The sequence below is a fragment of the Pseudoalteromonas sp. MBR-15 genome (assembly GCF_053628915.1).
In genome coordinates, this window is the sequence record NZ_JBRJHH010000017.1 from 29176 (window position 1) to 43123 (window position 13948).

Here is a 13948-nt window from a genome sequence, read left to right on the forward strand (position 1 = left end):
CTACGCACCTGAATATAAACGAAAGTAAGTCAATTAGTGATTTAACCTCGTTTAAGCTATCCCTCTAACTCTTAGCCGTGGAAACCAGCAATGTCAGATTTAAATACGATTCAAACCCTCACCATTACACGACCAGACGATTGGCATATTCATTTACGCGACGGTGATCAATTGGTCGATACTGTCCGTGATGCAAGCCGCTACATGGGTCGTGCGATTATTATGCCTAATCTTGTTCCACCGGCTACCTGTACCGATAGTGCATTGGCGTATTATGAGCGTATTAAAGCGGCTGGCCCACAGGGTGATTTTGAACCACTAATGGTGCTTTATCTCACTGATAAAACGAGCCCAGAAGAGATAAAAAAAGCAAAAGCAACAGGAAAAATTGTTGCTGCAAAGCTTTACCCTGCAGGTGCGACAACAAACTCTGACTCGGGTGTTACATCAATTAAGAATATTTACCCAGTTCTAGAAGCGATGCAAGACGTCGGTATGTTATTACTTGTTCATGGTGAAGTGACCGATTCATCGATAGATATATTTGACCGTGAAAAAGTGTTTTTAGAAACCATTCTTGCCGATGTTGTGAATGATTTCCCAAGCTTGAAAATTGTCCTTGAGCATATCACCACAAAAGATGCGGTAGAGTTTGTTAATAGCGCACCAGATAATGTTGCTGCAACAATTACAGCTCATCACCTTTTATACAATCGTAACCATATGTTGGCAGGCGGCATTCGTCCACATTATTACTGTTTACCTATACTGAAGCGCAATATCCATCAGCAAGCGCTGATTGCGGCGGCGACAAGTGGCAGTAAAAAGTTTTTCTTGGGAACCGACTCTGCACCGCATTATAAAGATAAGAAAGAGGCTGCTTGCGGTTGTGCGGGTGCTTATACCGCACATGCAGCGATTGAACTCTATGCAGAAGCGTTTGAGGAAGCGGGGGCTTTAGATAAGCTAGAAGGCTTTGCGAGTCATTATGGCCCTGACTTTTACGGTTTGCCGCGCAATTGCGATACCATCACGTTAGTGAAAGAAAGTTGGACAGTGCCTGCTACTTATAAATTAGGCGATTCGCAGGTAGTGCCTATTAAGGCCGAAGCGCAAATGGACTGGCAAGTAAAGTAAGATAAAATAAAGAAATAAAAGCCCATCAAAGTTGATGGGCTTTTTTCATTGTAATTTAATTGTTTAGAAATACGCCTGTCATATTTTTAAAACTGAAGGTTGACCTTAAAATAATTTTCGATTAATAGAGCTAAAAGACATTTATTGTGTTAGTCTTAAGTTGCTTTGAGTTTTTGCGTATTGAATTTACGGATAATGTGCGGCTTGTACGGTTACCGGTTGGTTATTAGTTCTTCCTGTACTTTACCCCAAGTTTATTGGGCATTCACTCAGGGAGGATAGAGCCATTATGGCTGAATTTTAATAATTGACTTACAGGAAAATTTGGTATGTCAAACACGGTTACTGGTAAAGTTAAGTTCTTCAACGAAGCTAAAGGCTTTGGTTTTATTGAACAAGAAAATGGTCCTGACGTATTCGTACATTTCAGTGCTATCACAGGTACAGGCTTCCGCACTCTTAGCGAAGGCCAACAAGTATCTTTCGGCATCAAACAAGGTCAAAAAGGCCCTGAAGCTGAGAACGTAGAAGTAGCATAATTTTTTATGTGAAACTTAGTACATTTTGGTGAAACAGTTTCTGTTTCACCAAAATTCATTCTTAATAAACACACTTCCTCTGCATAATTTAATCAATTACTTCTCATGTACCGAAATTATATTCCTCCAAAGGCATTAATTTAGGTTTTTTATATCAGCCATTCGGCTATAAGTTAAATAACTATTCCTTAAAAGCTACTCTCCATAACTAAAGTATTATATGCTTTGCGCAGGATCTATTTAATGTGACATTGATAGTTGTGTAATTTGGTAGTTTTTATCACTCAAGTTACGATTTCAAACTGGCGATAATAAGTTTGAAGATATTTTCAACAATCTGAAAATTTCCCGCTAAACTTAGTACAACTCGAACGTAGAAAAAATACTGAGTAATTCATACTTGTTTGATAAAATATAATGAAGGTTTGCTAATTGATGAGCATAGGAAACAATATTCTGCTGGTAGACGATCACCCGATGGTGGCAACAGCAATTAAAATGGTGCTAGCGAAGTCAACTCTCGTAAACGAAGTTCAAGCTGTTGCAAGTCAAAAGGAGGCGCTGCAGTTTTTAAAGAATAATAATGTTGCGCTAGCGATTCTAGATATTGAACTAGAAGACTCCGACGGCTTTAGTTTATACAAGCGAGCTGTCAGTGGCGGTTTTACTGGGAAAGTGTTGTTTTTGTCAGCTAAGCAAGACAAACACATTATTCGTACCGCTGCTAAATTAGGTGCACAAGGCTTCGTTAATAAAGCAGAAAGTTTAGAAGACATTTCGTCAGCTGTTGAAATGATTTTGCGAGGTTACACGTTTTTTCCACAAGACCACTTAGTGGCCTGTGAAAAAGACATTGATGAGCTGCTTACTGAGCGTGAACTTGCGGTAATGAATTATTTATTGCAAGGGCTATCCAATAAAGATATCGGTGAGAAGCTATTTATTAGCAATAAAACAGTGAGCACCTATAAAGCAAAGATTTTTGAAAAGCTTGAGGTAGACTCAATAATATCGTTGGCAAAGCTTGTAAAAGATCGCGCGGTATTCTAACCAATTTCTTGATGACACATAACACGCTCACTGTATTCATCCTTCCAGTCGGAAGGGTGAATTGCCTGCTTATTGAACATTAATCTCTTTTTAATGCATAAAAATTCTTCAAAACCGTTTTGTTCGAAAAAAAAGAGATTTTTTTTTTCACTTATCTTTACCTATTTAAACTTTTATTAAATGTTACATTTATGTTTAAGTTTGAATCTAATCTGAACGGAATGATTGCCAATCAAGGGTTATAGAACCTTAACGCGAACACCTCTGTTATATTTTTGTTAATTCATTGTTTTGGCTATTTTCATAGCAACGACGAGTGACCAAATTTTTCCGATGAAACCCGAACATCAAGTTGACAGACTCTAATGCATTTAGCATTATTGGAGGGTTGATATCTATTAAAAGATATCAGGGTTGTCCTCTTCGGAAGATAATTAAATTATAAAAGTAACATTACTTAATTGGTTGGGAACTATGTCTGTTAAAATCAGAAAGAGTCTTGTAGCATCTGCGTTGGTTGGCGCTTTTGCATTTGCAAGCAGCAATGTGATTGCAGATCCTTTGAAAGATGTGCAAGATGCAGGTCAACAAATTCAAAAGGCTGCTGTTAAGTCTCAAACTAAAATTGACAATGTATATGGTCAAACTCAAGAGCTAATCGCTGAGTACCGTAGCGTTGTTGATGAAACTGAGCTAATGAAGGTTTATAACGATCACGTAGCACGTTTGGTCGCTGACCAAAACGCTTCTATCGAATCGTTTGACCGTCAAATCGCAACAATCGATAACACGAAACAAAACGTTGTGCCTTTGATGTATCGCATGATCGATACGCTTGAGCAATTCATCAAAGCGGACGTTCCGTTTAATCTTGAAAACCGTCTAGCACGTGTTGAAAGACTTCGTGACATCATGGCGTCAGCATCAGTTACTACATCTGAAAAATTCCGCCAAGTTCTTGAAGCTTACACTGTTGAAACTGCGTACAGCTCAGCTGTAACTGCTGCTCAAGGTACTCTTGAGATCGATGGTAAGAGCATCAACGTTGACTTCGGTCGTTTAGGTCGTATTACTTACGTAGCTCAGTCTTTTGACCTTAAGCATGCGTGGGTATGGGATAACAACACTAAACAGTGGAAAGAATTAGGTGAAGAATACCTAAAACCTGTTAAAGAAGTTATTCGTATGGCGCGTAAACAAGCGACATTAGAACTTGTTAAACTACCAATCTTTGGCGCGGAGTAATCAATAATGAAGAAACTATTTAAAGGTTTTGCTGTTGCAGCAGTACTATCTGTTTCTGCAGGTACCGCGCTTAATGCACATGCAAACACTGATGCTTTAGACAAAATTCTTGAGCAAGTTAAGCAAGAACGTATCTCTGAAGGTAAATTAAATAAGCAACGTGAACAAGAGTTCCTTTCAGCTCGCGCTGACAAGCAAGCGTTACTTAACAAAGCGAAAAGTGACCTAGCTGCTGAAAAAGCGCGTGGTGACCGTTTAGCTAAAGAATATGCTCAAAACGAAAATACTTTAGCTGAGAAAGAGCAAGCTCTTTTAAATGCACAAGGTACGTTAGGTGAGATGTTCGGTGTTGTACGTCGTGCAGCAGCTGATGCAATCGGTTCAATCGAAGCATCACTTGTTTCTGCTGAAAAGCCAGGACGTGCTGAAGTACTTCGCTCATTAGCTGCAGCGAAAGAACTTCCAACAGTTCGTGAATTAGAAGAGCTTTGGATTTCACTTCAAACTGAAATGACTGAGTCTGCAAAAGTTTCAACATTTGAAACTGAAGTTGCTGGTCTTGACGGTTCATCTTCTGTGAAAAAAGTAACGCGTATCGGTAACTTTAACTTAGTAACTGATGATGGTTATTTAATTTACTCTCCAGAAACGAAAGCAATCCAACCTCTAGGTAAGCAACCTGATAGCTACATCCTAGCGGGTATTAGCGATTTAGAAAATACATCTGCTGACAACTATGCTGGCGTATACATCGACCCGACTCGTGGCGCGATCTTACGTATCAATACGCAGAAGAAATCGTTAATGGAATACTATGAGCAAGGTGCTGAAGTTGGTTATATCATCACAGTATTATTACTTGTTGGTCTACTAATCTTCGTAGTACGTTTCGTTGATCTTGCGCTTACTAGCACTAAGATTAAGAGCCAGCTTAAAAACCTTTCTACTCCGAATACAAACAACCCACTGGGTCGTATTCTTAAGGTTTATGCTGACAACAAGAATCAAGACGTTGAAAACCTTGAGCTTAAACTTGACGAAGCTATCCTACGTGAAACGCCTCGCATCGAAGCTGGTATCAACATCATCAAGATCTTGGCAGCAATCGCACCATTACTTGGTCTACTAGGTACGGTAATCGGTATGATTCTTACGTTCCAAACAATCACATTGTTCGGTACGGGCGATCCGAAGATCATGGCTGGTAATATCTCTCTAGCACTTGTAACTACAGCGTTAGGTCTAATTGCAGCTCTACCACTTATCCTACTTCACTCAATTGTTGCTGGTCGTAGTAAGTCGGTTTTACATGTCCTTGATGAGCAAAGCGCTGGTATCATCGCAGCTCACGCGGAGAAGGAGAAAGCCTAATGCTAGTCCTGATGGAGATCTGGGAATCTATCAGGGATTTTGTTGGCACAGGCGGCCAGGTTTTATACGTGGTCGCGATAGCACTCTTTCTTATGTGGGTTTTAATGATTGAGCGCTATTGGTTCCTACTAGCTGAGTTTCCTCGTATGACGAAGGATATTGTAGCTCAGTGGGATGCCCGCCAAGACACTACGTCTTGGTACGCACACAGAATCCGTGAAGCATGGATTTCTGAAGCGTCTGAAAAATTAGATCAGCGTATGTTGTTGATTAAGACATTGGTAGCTATTTGTCCTTTAATCGGTTTATTAGGTACTGTAACGGGTATGATCGCGGTTTTCGAAACCATGGCTACTCAAGGTACTGGTAACGCACGTTTAATGGCATCAGGTATTTCAATGGCAACAATCCCAACAATGGCTGGAATGGTTGCGGCACTATCTGGAGTATTCTTCAGCTCACGCCTTGAAGCGAGAGCAAGAATGGCGAAAGCTAAACTTGTAGATAGCATGCCTCATCACTAGAGAGAGAATTAAATATGGCACGTAAACAACGTTTTCGTGAAGAAGAAGAAGCAGCGGTTGACATGACGCCAATGCTTGACATCGTATTTATCATGCTTATTTTCTTTATCGTAACTACATCGTTCGTTAAAGAGGCTGGTATCGAAGTCAATAAACCTAAGGCAGCCCAAGCTACGAAGCAAAAAAATGCAAATATTTTTGTTGCTATTCGTGCTGACGGTGCGATCTGGATTGATAAACAACAAGTAGACGTTGAACGTGTTTCAGCTAAACTTGAAAGTTTATTAGCAGAACAACCTACTGAAGTTGTAATTTTGCAAGCTGATAAAGAAGCAAAACACGGCGTAGTAGTTAAAGTTATGGACCAGATCAAAGCGACGGGTGATAACCTTAAAATTTCAATAGCTGGAGATCAGTAATGATTCGTTTTCTGTTTTCACTGATTGCAGGTGGGGCAGTTACTTTCGGCTTGTTCTACTTCATGGCGTACCTCATCTCCGGTGGAGCTGATCGTGCGACTGAACAAAAAGAACAGATTGTAGTCGAAATTATGACGAATCCGCCTGAATCTAAGGTGCAGGAGAGGAAGCGTGTTCCGCCTCCGCCTCCGCCACCGCCAAAGCAGCCGCCTAAGCCGCAGCCGCCTCAGCCGGAAAACAGCAACCCTAACACTGGTGGTTTGTCATTTAATATGCCAAGCATCGATGTGGGTGGCACAGCTGGAGGCCTAAGTGGTCCAGGTGCATTTGGACGTGATGGTGATGCGACACCTATCGTTCGTATTGAACCAAAATACCCTACGCAAGCAGCGCGTGACGGTAAAGAAGGTTGGGTTCAACTTTCATTTACTATCAATGAAGTAGGTGGTGTAGAAGATGTTGAAGTGATCGACGCTGATCCAAAACGTATCTTTGACCGCGAAGCTAAACGTGCACTTCGTAAGTGGAAATACCGTCCGAAAATCATCGATGGTAAACCACAAAAACAATTTGGTCTTCAAGTACAACTAGACTTTAAACTTAACCAAGGCAACTAAGGAGGCGAGTAATGAGAAATTTATCTAAAGTAACAGCACTTGCGCTTCTTATGACTCTTTCAGGTGTGGTTTTCACTGCACCTGCTTTAGCAGCGCCAGATTACGCGAAGATTGAAGCGCGTAAAAAAGCAAAAACTAAAGTAATGGGTGAGCGCGTTGGTAAGAAAGTTATTAAAGCATTCGACCTGTACAATGAAGAGAAGCTTGATGAAGCGATTGCATTACTTAAAGAAATTGATCCATCGGATGAGTTTGATAAGGCAACTGTTGATCGCTACCTAGGTCAAATGTACGCTCAAAAAGAGCAGTATAAACTGGCTATCAAGCATGTCGCAGCGGCGGTGAAACCTGATGTATTAAACTTTGCTGACCAATCGCAAGGCTTAAAACTGTTAGGTGACATGTACGCGGGTACTGAGCAATACGCAAAAGCAAAAGATGCGTATTACGCTTGGATGGACTTCACAGGTGAAGAAGACGACAAAGTTTACACTCGTATTGCGCAAGCAAACTATGAGTTAAAACAGTTTAACGACGTTCTTCCAGCTGCAAACAAAGCAATCAAATTGGCGGAGGAGCCTTCTAAAGCTTCTTACCAATTAAAGCTAGCTGCCTATTTTGAACTTAAACAGTACAAAAACATGGTAGAAGTAGCGGAAGAGATTGTTCGTGTTTGGCCTGAAGACAAAAAAGCCTGGGTTGGTTTAGGTAAATACTACCTTCAAACTGAAGACTTCAAGAAAGGTCTAGCGACCATGGAAGTTGCCTATAAAAATGGCTATTTTGAAAACGAAGTTGAATACAAAGTACTTTCTAACTTTTACTCGTTAAACGAAATTCCTTACAAAGCAGCTATTGTGCTTGAAAAGGCAATTAACGAAGAAAAAGTGGTTCGTAACAAGCAAAATATCAGTGCAGTGGCATCTAACTATCACCGCTCAAAAGATATTGAGAAAGCAGCTAAGTACTATGAAGAAGCGGCTAAATTTGATGACGATGCAGAGCTTTATCGCAAAGCAGGTTCATTACTTTTACAATCGCAAAATTATGGTGCAGCCGTTGTTCGTTTGAACAAGGCATTAGAGTTAGGTTCTGATAAAACGGGATCTATCTATACAGACTTAGCTGAAGCTTATTACTACCAAGAAAAGTATAAGCAAGCGTATGCTGCTATTACAAAAGCAATGGATGATCCGCGCACGCGCAAATTTGCGAAGAGCTGGTCGACCTACATCAAAGATAAAGCCGCTCGCAACGGTGTAAAAATCTAATTGATGTTGTTTTAAAATAAAAAGCCCCTCTGGGGCTTTTTTTATGGAATTTTATTATGATAAGACAGATCGTTTTGTTGTTATTAGTCAGTGTCATGTTATCTGCTTGCAGTGAGCAAAGTGATCGCTTTAGCACGTATACCGAAGGACAACAGCAAATTGGCAATATAAATAATCTTTTATCAACCCAGCTAGACAATGGTGGCAAAACATATTGGCCATTTTCTGAAGCGTACTTACAGGCTCGTCATCTTGCTTATCAAGGCTTAGCAAATGTTGAGTTGAGTGATTCACAGCAAGCGCAGTTAAATTATTTAATTATTGCGCAGCGATATCCAGAACGATTTTTTGTATGGCCCGTACAGCGTGATGTGATAAGTAATGCTATAAAGCAAGATGATTACACACCGGAAGCGCTCGGCAAGTGGATAGAGCGAGTAGAAACAAAACTCATAGAGGCTGAGCAAAGTAATTTAAGGCTTAATAAGCTTGAGCTAAAGTTGTTACGCAGTATGGTGATATCTCACCTAGATAATAATAATGAAAATGTCGTGATGGCACTAACGAAGCTTAATCAATATTTAGCGCAATACAAGCCTCGAACAAAGCTGGGGTTAGTTGGGCTTGCGAATGGGAAGGATTGGTATCAAAGTAAACTTAATTATTTTGCCAATACAACAAAGCCACCCTTGTCATGGTTAAGTGAGATTCAGCACTTACTAAAAGAAAAGCCCACAGTCGATTTGTCATTACCTGTTTTTTCATCACATAACAAGCCACTCGTGTTGCAGTATTTAGAGGACGGCGATTTACATGCTGGGCTTGACTGGCAATTAGATTTCATTGATGTCAAACAAAGTAAACGTCAATTGAATCAAGATGAACAATACTTTTGGTCTGTAATGATGGAAACCGATTTAGGGATTCATTATCACACTTGGAATGAGCAACAAGCACGTGTAAATTTAATGAAGCGTTTAAGTGTTAATCAGCAGCAGGCTGATTGGCTAATCGAAGATATTGTACTTTATCCTGCAATGAGCTTTATTTTTGCGCGTTAACTAGGTTATCTATTCAACACTGCGCTTTAAGGAGCGCAGTGTCGGCAGCGTTGGCTTGCAGGGTCTGCAATTAAACGCTCATTATCAATTTTTTCCTCACAGTCACAGCAATAACCATATTGACCAATATCAATTTGGCACAGTGCTGCTTCGAGTTTTTCTAACCGAGATATCAATATTTGAAATTCGGGTCCGAGATTATTCGCTGTCATTTCTAACCAAACAGAAGGCGGGTTATCCTTAAGTTGCGAGAGTAGTTGCTGATGGTGACCTTGATTAGAACTAGCCAACATATCAAGTAAACGTTGTCTAACCTGCGCCAGTTCCGCAGATAGCTTTGTTTGGATTTCAGTATTGTTCATCGCGTTTGTTCCAAGTGGGCAATACTTTAATTATCCAACAAAAGCGATCCATTAGTTATGATTTGCATCAAAACTAGGCGCTTTGGCATACTTTCTTAGTACATTTGCAACGTCATCTTTCGCTTTTAAACGTCTAATTTCATCAAAAAGTGTATGTGCTTGTGGGTATTGGCGTTTCAGATAACCAAGCCACTGCTTAGTGCGAGAAGCAAAATATTTTTCACACTTACTCTCGTCTTGGTGCATTGATGAGTGAATAATGTGGTAAATAACATGTTCCCATTGCAGTGGAGTATATGTTTCATTGTTTACATGCGCTTTAATTTGCATTGCGAGATCTGGCATTGCCAAGGCGCCTCTGCCAAGCATTAAGTTTTGACATTGACTACGAATTTGGCACAGCATTGCGTCTTCGACTTGCCATATTTCACCATTAGCCACTACAGCAATATCTTTATTTTTAATTAATGGCGGGATTTTTTCCCAGTATGCAGGAGGGTTGTAGCCATCACGTTTTGTTCTTGCATGGATAGCGAGGCTAGATGCACCCGCGCTGACTACCGCATCAACGATTTCTTGGCTATTACCATCATCATCAAAACCCAGTCTAATTTTAGCGCTTACTTGATGTTTGCTATCTACAGCATCGCGAACCGTTTTAATGATGTCGTACATATGCTCCGGATCTTTCAATAGTACTGCGCCGCCTTTACTTTTATTGACCGTTTTTGCGGGGCAACCAAAATTTAGGTCAATACCGTGTGAGCCTAAGCTAATCGCCTTTACAGCATTTTCAGCTAATGCATCTGCAACTTGGCCAAGTAGCTGAATTCTCACTGGTGTTCCAGCACGGGTGTAGCCATCTGTTTTTAATTCAGGGCAGTAGCGATGAAATACACGTTCTGGAAGTGTTGCATCAACAACACGCACAAATTCAGTCACGCATAAATCAAACCCACCTATGTCAGTAAGAAGCTGTCTCATTTTAAAATCGACAACGCCTTCCATTGGTGCTAAAACTAGTTGCATAATACCATTAAACTTAATGAAAAATTGGACGCGTATTTTACCTGCAATTAGCAACTTGATAAATCGTAATTTGCTTTGTAGGGCGATTTACTAAAATAATTGCATAAATATGAAATTAATTTTTAATCGTCGGGTCTTGTTTAATATACCTTATAAAAAAGAGAGTCATCGTATGAACACAGTTAAGAAAAACTCAATTGCATTAACATTAGGCGCCGTTGTTGTGGGTGCATCAAGCTTTGTAGCCACCGATGTAAATGCAAACCCATTTGAGTTCCAACAAATGCAAGCGGGTTACCAGCTTGATGCTGCTGAAGGCAAATGTGGCGAAGGTAAATGCGGTGCCGAGAAAAAGGCAGAAAAAGAAGGCAAATGCGGCGAAGGTAAATGCGGTGCCGAGAAAAAGGCTGAAAAAGAAGGTAAGTGCGGTGAAGGTAAATGCGGCGCTGACAAAAAAGCAGCCAAAGAAGGTAAGTGTGGCGAAGGTAAGTGCGGCGCTGACAAAATGGCATCTAAAAAAGCAGCCAAAGAAGGTAAGTGCGGTGAAGGAAAATGCGGCGCTGACAAAATGGCATCTAAAAAAGCAGCCAAAGAAGGCAAGTGCGGTGAAGGAAAATGCGGCGCTGACAAAATGACATCTAAAAAAGCAGCCAAAGAAGGCAAGTGTGGCGAAGGTAAATGTGGCGCTGACAAAAAGGAATCTAAAAAAGCTGCTAAAGAAGGTAAATGTGGTGAAGGTAAGTGTGGTTCAAACCACTAAGCTTTTACTTAGCGAGTAAAAGGGCCATTTAGGCCCTTTTTAGTAGGAGATGATATGTCATTTGAATCGACCTTGGATTTTGGCCAAATTGGTTTAGGACTTCGACGTGAAATGCTTGATGATATGCTCGCAGATGTCCCAAAGCCAATTGATTTTTTAGAAGTGGCACCAGAAAACTGGTTGAAGCTAGGCGGTCGTTTTGCTAAACAGTTTAAGCAACTTACAGAGCAACATGCATTTATTTGTCATGGTTTATCGTTATCAATCGGCTCACCCGCTGCGCTGGATGTCGAGTTTGTAAAATCATTAAAAGCCTTTTTTAAAGAGCATAACATACGCTTGTTTAGTGAACATTTAAGCTATTGTTCGGGAGAGGGTCATATGTATGATTTAATGCCAATTCCTTTTACTGAAGAAGCTATTAAACATGTTGTTTCACGTATTAAACAGGTTCAAGATATTTTAGAGCAGACTATCGCTATCGAAAATGTGTCGTACTATGCGGCTCCAGGCCAAGAAATGACGGAGCTTGAATTCACAAAAGCGATACTTGAAGAAGCCGATTGCCAACTCTTACTCGATGTTAATAATATCTATGTAAACTCAATAAATCATGGCTACGATGCAACGCATTTTTTAATGGGCTTGCCTAGCCATCGAATAGCGTATGGACATGTTGCGGGGCATTATACTGAAGCTGAGGATTTATTAGTCGACACGCATGGCTCACCCGTTATAGACCCTGTTTGGCAGCTGCTAGAAAAGGCGTATGATGTGCACGGTGTGTTTCCAACACTGCTTGAGCGTGACTTTAATATACCGCCAATGAATGAGCTTCTTGCTGAGCTGGCAATTATTAATAACTTACAACGAGCAGCTTTAAAAACAAATCAACCAACGGTGAAACAAAGTGCCTAGTCATTTTATTGAAGTCCAACAGCAATTTATGGCGCATATCCGTGATCCTGTTCATAACGCAAAACCAGCTGATGTTGAAGAGCGACGAATGGCGATTTATCGTGACTTATTTTTCAATAATGTTGATGGTTTTGTAAGTTCAGCATTTCCTGTTTTAAAAAGTTTGTATAAAGAAGATGATTGGCAACAAAGAGTGCGGCAGTTTTTTAGTAAACATGATTGCAGTTCCCCGTTTTTTTTAGACATTGCAGGAGAGTTTTTACAGTTTCTTGCTGGCAGCTACACAAAGCAAAAAAACGATCCGCCATTTATGCTCGAATTAGCCCATTATGAATGGGTTGAACTCGATGTATCGGTGTCACATCAAGGTAGTCATGAAATAAATTTAGAAGCTAACCAAGTTGCGCGTGCAGGTTTATATTTAACCAGTTTGGCACGTAATTTAAGTTATCTTTACCCAGTACATACAATCAGTCAGGATCATCAACCTACAGTGCCTGCCAGCGAACCCTATTATTTTGTTGTGTATCGCGATAACAACGATGAGGTACAATTTCTCTCAACAAATGCAATGACCGCTTTATTGTTAAGTATTATCGAATCACAACCCGGTATTGATTTAGCTGAGGTATGTCAGCAGGTTGCAAAACATGCCCCACAATTTACATTAGAACAGCTGTATCAAGGAGCATTAAGTACACTGAGTTCAATGGCTGAACGAGGCGTCATTGTCACTCAGCGAGCACCTTAAAAAACAGCATAAACGCTTTATTGATGTAAGCACTTCGACTATTATGTGCGCTTTGTTTTATCGTGCTTAATAGAAAGGTAGTAATTATGTCGAATGATAAAGACTTTAAAGATCCGTTCAACGCAACGTATTTTATTGCGTTCCTAGCAGTGTTTGCTGGTATTGGTTGCCTTAACGCTATCCTAGGCTGGATCACCGCTTTATCTTAATATGCGTATGCAAATTTAAGACATCAGGCTGCATTATGCAGCCTTTTTTGTGCTTATTTCAAAACTTGCTACCGACTTTTAAATAAGGCGATGTTATACTCGCAAGCTTTGTTATATTAACTATTGAGCAGTATAAATTATGACTCAAGCAACTTCAGCGCTCATTAAACAGAGCATTGCAACTATCGCTGATTACCCTAAGCCAGGTATTATGTTTCGTGACGTAACAACCTTAATGGCAAACGCAGACGCTTTTAAAGCAACAATTGATAGCTTTATTTCTGCGTACAAAGATCAAGGATTTACTAAAATCATTGGTACAGAATCACGTGGCTTTATTTTTGGTGCACCCCTATCTTATGCGCTGGGTATTCCGTTTATTCCTGTGCGTAAACCAGGCAAGCTTCCGCGTGAAGTCATTTCGCAAAATTACCAATTAGAGTATGGTGAAGATACACTTGAACTTCATACTGATGCTATCGTTGCAGGTGATAAAGTGTTATTAGTAGATGACCTACTCGCGACAGGCGGCACAATTGAAGCAACGGCTAAACTTGTTGCTAAATTAGGTGGTCATGCAACCGATGCTGCTTTCGTTGTTTCATTACCAGAGCTTGGTGGAGAGCAGCGTGTTGCACAAATGGGCATTAAAATTCTAAAGTTGGTTGAATTCGAAGGCGAATAA

Annotated in this window: 17 protein-coding genes; 15 read left to right on the top strand and 2 right to left on the bottom strand. The window is 40.4% G+C overall.

Annotated features, from left to right (window positions below; translation table 11 throughout):
• The first annotated feature begins 90 nt into the window (after positions 1–90).
• The 10 genes from pyrC (at position 91) to ACSSVW_RS18445 (ending at position 9234) form a co-directional block, all read left to right on the top strand.
• The gene (gene pyrC, locus ACSSVW_RS18400; protein WP_075593165.1) at positions 91–1137 is read left to right on the top strand and encodes a dihydroorotase; all 1047 of its coding nucleotides are present in this window, start codon (positions 91–93) and stop codon (positions 1135–1137) included.
• Between the two features lie 329 nt (positions 1138–1466).
• A complete protein-coding gene (locus ACSSVW_RS18405; RefSeq protein WP_036967526.1) occupies positions 1467–1676 on the top strand; it encodes a cold-shock protein in 210 nt (69 codons plus the stop codon).
• Positions 1677–2111: 435 nt separating this feature from the next.
• Positions 2112–2726, top strand: coding sequence for a response regulator transcription factor (locus ACSSVW_RS18410; RefSeq protein ID WP_036967529.1), 615 nt, complete (start codon positions 2112–2114; stop codon positions 2724–2726).
• 474 nt (positions 2727–3200) lie between these two features.
• The gene (locus tag ACSSVW_RS18415) at positions 3201–3971 is read left to right on the top strand and encodes a DUF3450 domain-containing protein (protein WP_036967533.1); all 771 of its coding nucleotides are present in this window, start codon (positions 3201–3203) and stop codon (positions 3969–3971) included.
• Between the two features lie 6 nt (positions 3972–3977).
• Positions 3978–5342, top strand: coding sequence for a MotA/TolQ/ExbB proton channel family protein (locus ACSSVW_RS18420; RefSeq protein ID WP_036967535.1), 1365 nt, complete (start codon positions 3978–3980; stop codon positions 5340–5342).
• The gene (locus ACSSVW_RS18425) at positions 5342–5866 is read left to right on the top strand and encodes a MotA/TolQ/ExbB proton channel family protein (RefSeq protein WP_036967538.1); all 525 of its coding nucleotides are present in this window, start codon (positions 5342–5344) and stop codon (positions 5864–5866) included. Before ACSSVW_RS18420 ends, ACSSVW_RS18425 begins: the two co-directional genes overlap by 1 nt.
• 14 nt (positions 5867–5880) lie before the next feature.
• Positions 5881–6285 (top strand): ExbD/TolR family protein, encoded by a 405-nt coding sequence (locus tag ACSSVW_RS18430; protein WP_036967540.1) that lies wholly within the window; start codon positions 5881–5883, stop codon positions 6283–6285.
• The gene (locus tag ACSSVW_RS18435) at positions 6285–6902 is read left to right on the top strand and encodes an energy transducer TonB (protein ID WP_036967542.1); all 618 of its coding nucleotides are present in this window, start codon (positions 6285–6287) and stop codon (positions 6900–6902) included. Before ACSSVW_RS18430 ends, ACSSVW_RS18435 begins: the two co-directional genes overlap by 1 nt.
• 11 nt (positions 6903–6913) lie before the next feature.
• On the top strand, positions 6914–8173 hold the full coding sequence (locus tag ACSSVW_RS18440) for a tetratricopeptide repeat protein (protein ID WP_036967545.1): 1260 nt from the start codon (positions 6914–6916) through the stop codon (positions 8171–8173).
• Between the two features lie 56 nt (positions 8174–8229).
• On the top strand, positions 8230–9234 hold the full coding sequence (locus tag ACSSVW_RS18445) for a hypothetical protein (protein ID WP_036967548.1): 1005 nt from the start codon (positions 8230–8232) through the stop codon (positions 9232–9234).
• Positions 9235–9260: 26 nt separating this feature from the next.
• On the opposite strand, the gene ACSSVW_RS18450 is transcribed toward ACSSVW_RS18445, so the two are convergent.
• Entirely contained in the window at positions 9261–9596 is a 336-nt protein-coding gene (locus ACSSVW_RS18450; protein WP_074989275.1) for a TraR/DksA family transcriptional regulator, read from the bottom strand.
• A gap of 51 nt (positions 9597–9647) precedes the next feature.
• Positions 9648–10625, bottom strand: coding sequence for a tRNA-dihydrouridine synthase (locus tag ACSSVW_RS18455; RefSeq protein WP_454179890.1), 978 nt, complete (start codon positions 10623–10625; stop codon positions 9648–9650).
• Positions 10626–10797: 172 nt separating this feature from the next.
• On the opposite strand from ACSSVW_RS18455, the gene ACSSVW_RS18460 reads away from it, so the two are divergent.
• From ACSSVW_RS18460 to apt, 5 genes are all read left to right on the top strand, one after another.
• Entirely contained in the window at positions 10798–11385 is a 588-nt protein-coding gene (locus tag ACSSVW_RS18460; RefSeq protein ID WP_065978714.1) for an HvfA family oxazolone/thioamide-modified RiPP metallophore, read from the top strand.
• Positions 11386–11439: 54 nt separating this feature from the next.
• A complete protein-coding gene (locus ACSSVW_RS18465) occupies positions 11440–12303 on the top strand; it encodes an HvfB family MNIO-type RiPP peptide maturase (RefSeq protein WP_036967556.1) in 864 nt (287 codons plus the stop codon).
• Positions 12296–13054, top strand: a complete 759-nt coding sequence (locus ACSSVW_RS18470) for an HvfC family RiPP maturation protein (RefSeq protein WP_302050713.1) — start codon at positions 12296–12298, stop codon at positions 13052–13054. Before ACSSVW_RS18465 ends, ACSSVW_RS18470 begins: the two co-directional genes overlap by 8 nt.
• 86 nt (positions 13055–13140) lie before the next feature.
• Entirely contained in the window at positions 13141–13263 is a 123-nt protein-coding gene (locus ACSSVW_RS18475) for a hypothetical protein (RefSeq protein WP_256213662.1), read from the top strand.
• 139 nt (positions 13264–13402) lie between these two features.
• On the top strand, positions 13403–13948 hold the full coding sequence (apt, locus tag ACSSVW_RS18480) for an adenine phosphoribosyltransferase (protein WP_036967559.1): 546 nt from the start codon (positions 13403–13405) through the stop codon (positions 13946–13948).

Bases quoted from the DNA above. Each gene is read 5' to 3' on its own strand.
- apt (WP_036967559.1), top strand. From the start codon at position 13,403: ATGACTCAAGCAACTTCAGCGCTCATTAAACAGAGCATTGCAACTATC.
- pyrC (WP_075593165.1), top strand. From the start codon at position 91: ATGTCAGATTTAAATACGATTCAAACCCTCACCATTACACGACCAGAC.
- ACSSVW_RS18420 (WP_036967535.1), top strand. From the start codon at position 3,978: ATGAAGAAACTATTTAAAGGTTTTGCTGTTGCAGCAGTACTATCTGTT.
- ACSSVW_RS18450 (WP_074989275.1), bottom strand. From the start codon at position 9,596: ATGAACAATACTGAAATCCAAACAAAGCTATCTGCGGAACTGGCGCAG.
- ACSSVW_RS18445 (WP_036967548.1), top strand. From the start codon at position 8,230: ATGATAAGACAGATCGTTTTGTTGTTATTAGTCAGTGTCATGTTATCT.
- ACSSVW_RS18460 (WP_065978714.1), top strand. From the start codon at position 10,798: ATGAACACAGTTAAGAAAAACTCAATTGCATTAACATTAGGCGCCGTT.
- ACSSVW_RS18405 (WP_036967526.1), top strand. From the start codon at position 1,467: ATGTCAAACACGGTTACTGGTAAAGTTAAGTTCTTCAACGAAGCTAAA.
- ACSSVW_RS18465 (WP_036967556.1), top strand. From the start codon at position 11,440: ATGTCATTTGAATCGACCTTGGATTTTGGCCAAATTGGTTTAGGACTT.
- ACSSVW_RS18455 (WP_454179890.1), bottom strand. From the start codon at position 10,625: ATGCAACTAGTTTTAGCACCAATGGAAGGCGTTGTCGATTTTAAAATG.
- ACSSVW_RS18410 (WP_036967529.1), top strand. From the start codon at position 2,112: ATGAGCATAGGAAACAATATTCTGCTGGTAGACGATCACCCGATGGTG.
- ACSSVW_RS18475 (WP_256213662.1), top strand. From the start codon at position 13,141: ATGTCGAATGATAAAGACTTTAAAGATCCGTTCAACGCAACGTATTTT.
- ACSSVW_RS18415 (WP_036967533.1), top strand. From the start codon at position 3,201: ATGTCTGTTAAAATCAGAAAGAGTCTTGTAGCATCTGCGTTGGTTGGC.
- ACSSVW_RS18425 (WP_036967538.1), top strand. From the start codon at position 5,342: ATGCTAGTCCTGATGGAGATCTGGGAATCTATCAGGGATTTTGTTGGC.
- ACSSVW_RS18430 (WP_036967540.1), top strand. From the start codon at position 5,881: ATGGCACGTAAACAACGTTTTCGTGAAGAAGAAGAAGCAGCGGTTGAC.
- ACSSVW_RS18440 (WP_036967545.1), top strand. From the start codon at position 6,914: ATGAGAAATTTATCTAAAGTAACAGCACTTGCGCTTCTTATGACTCTT.
- ACSSVW_RS18435 (WP_036967542.1), top strand. From the start codon at position 6,285: ATGATTCGTTTTCTGTTTTCACTGATTGCAGGTGGGGCAGTTACTTTC.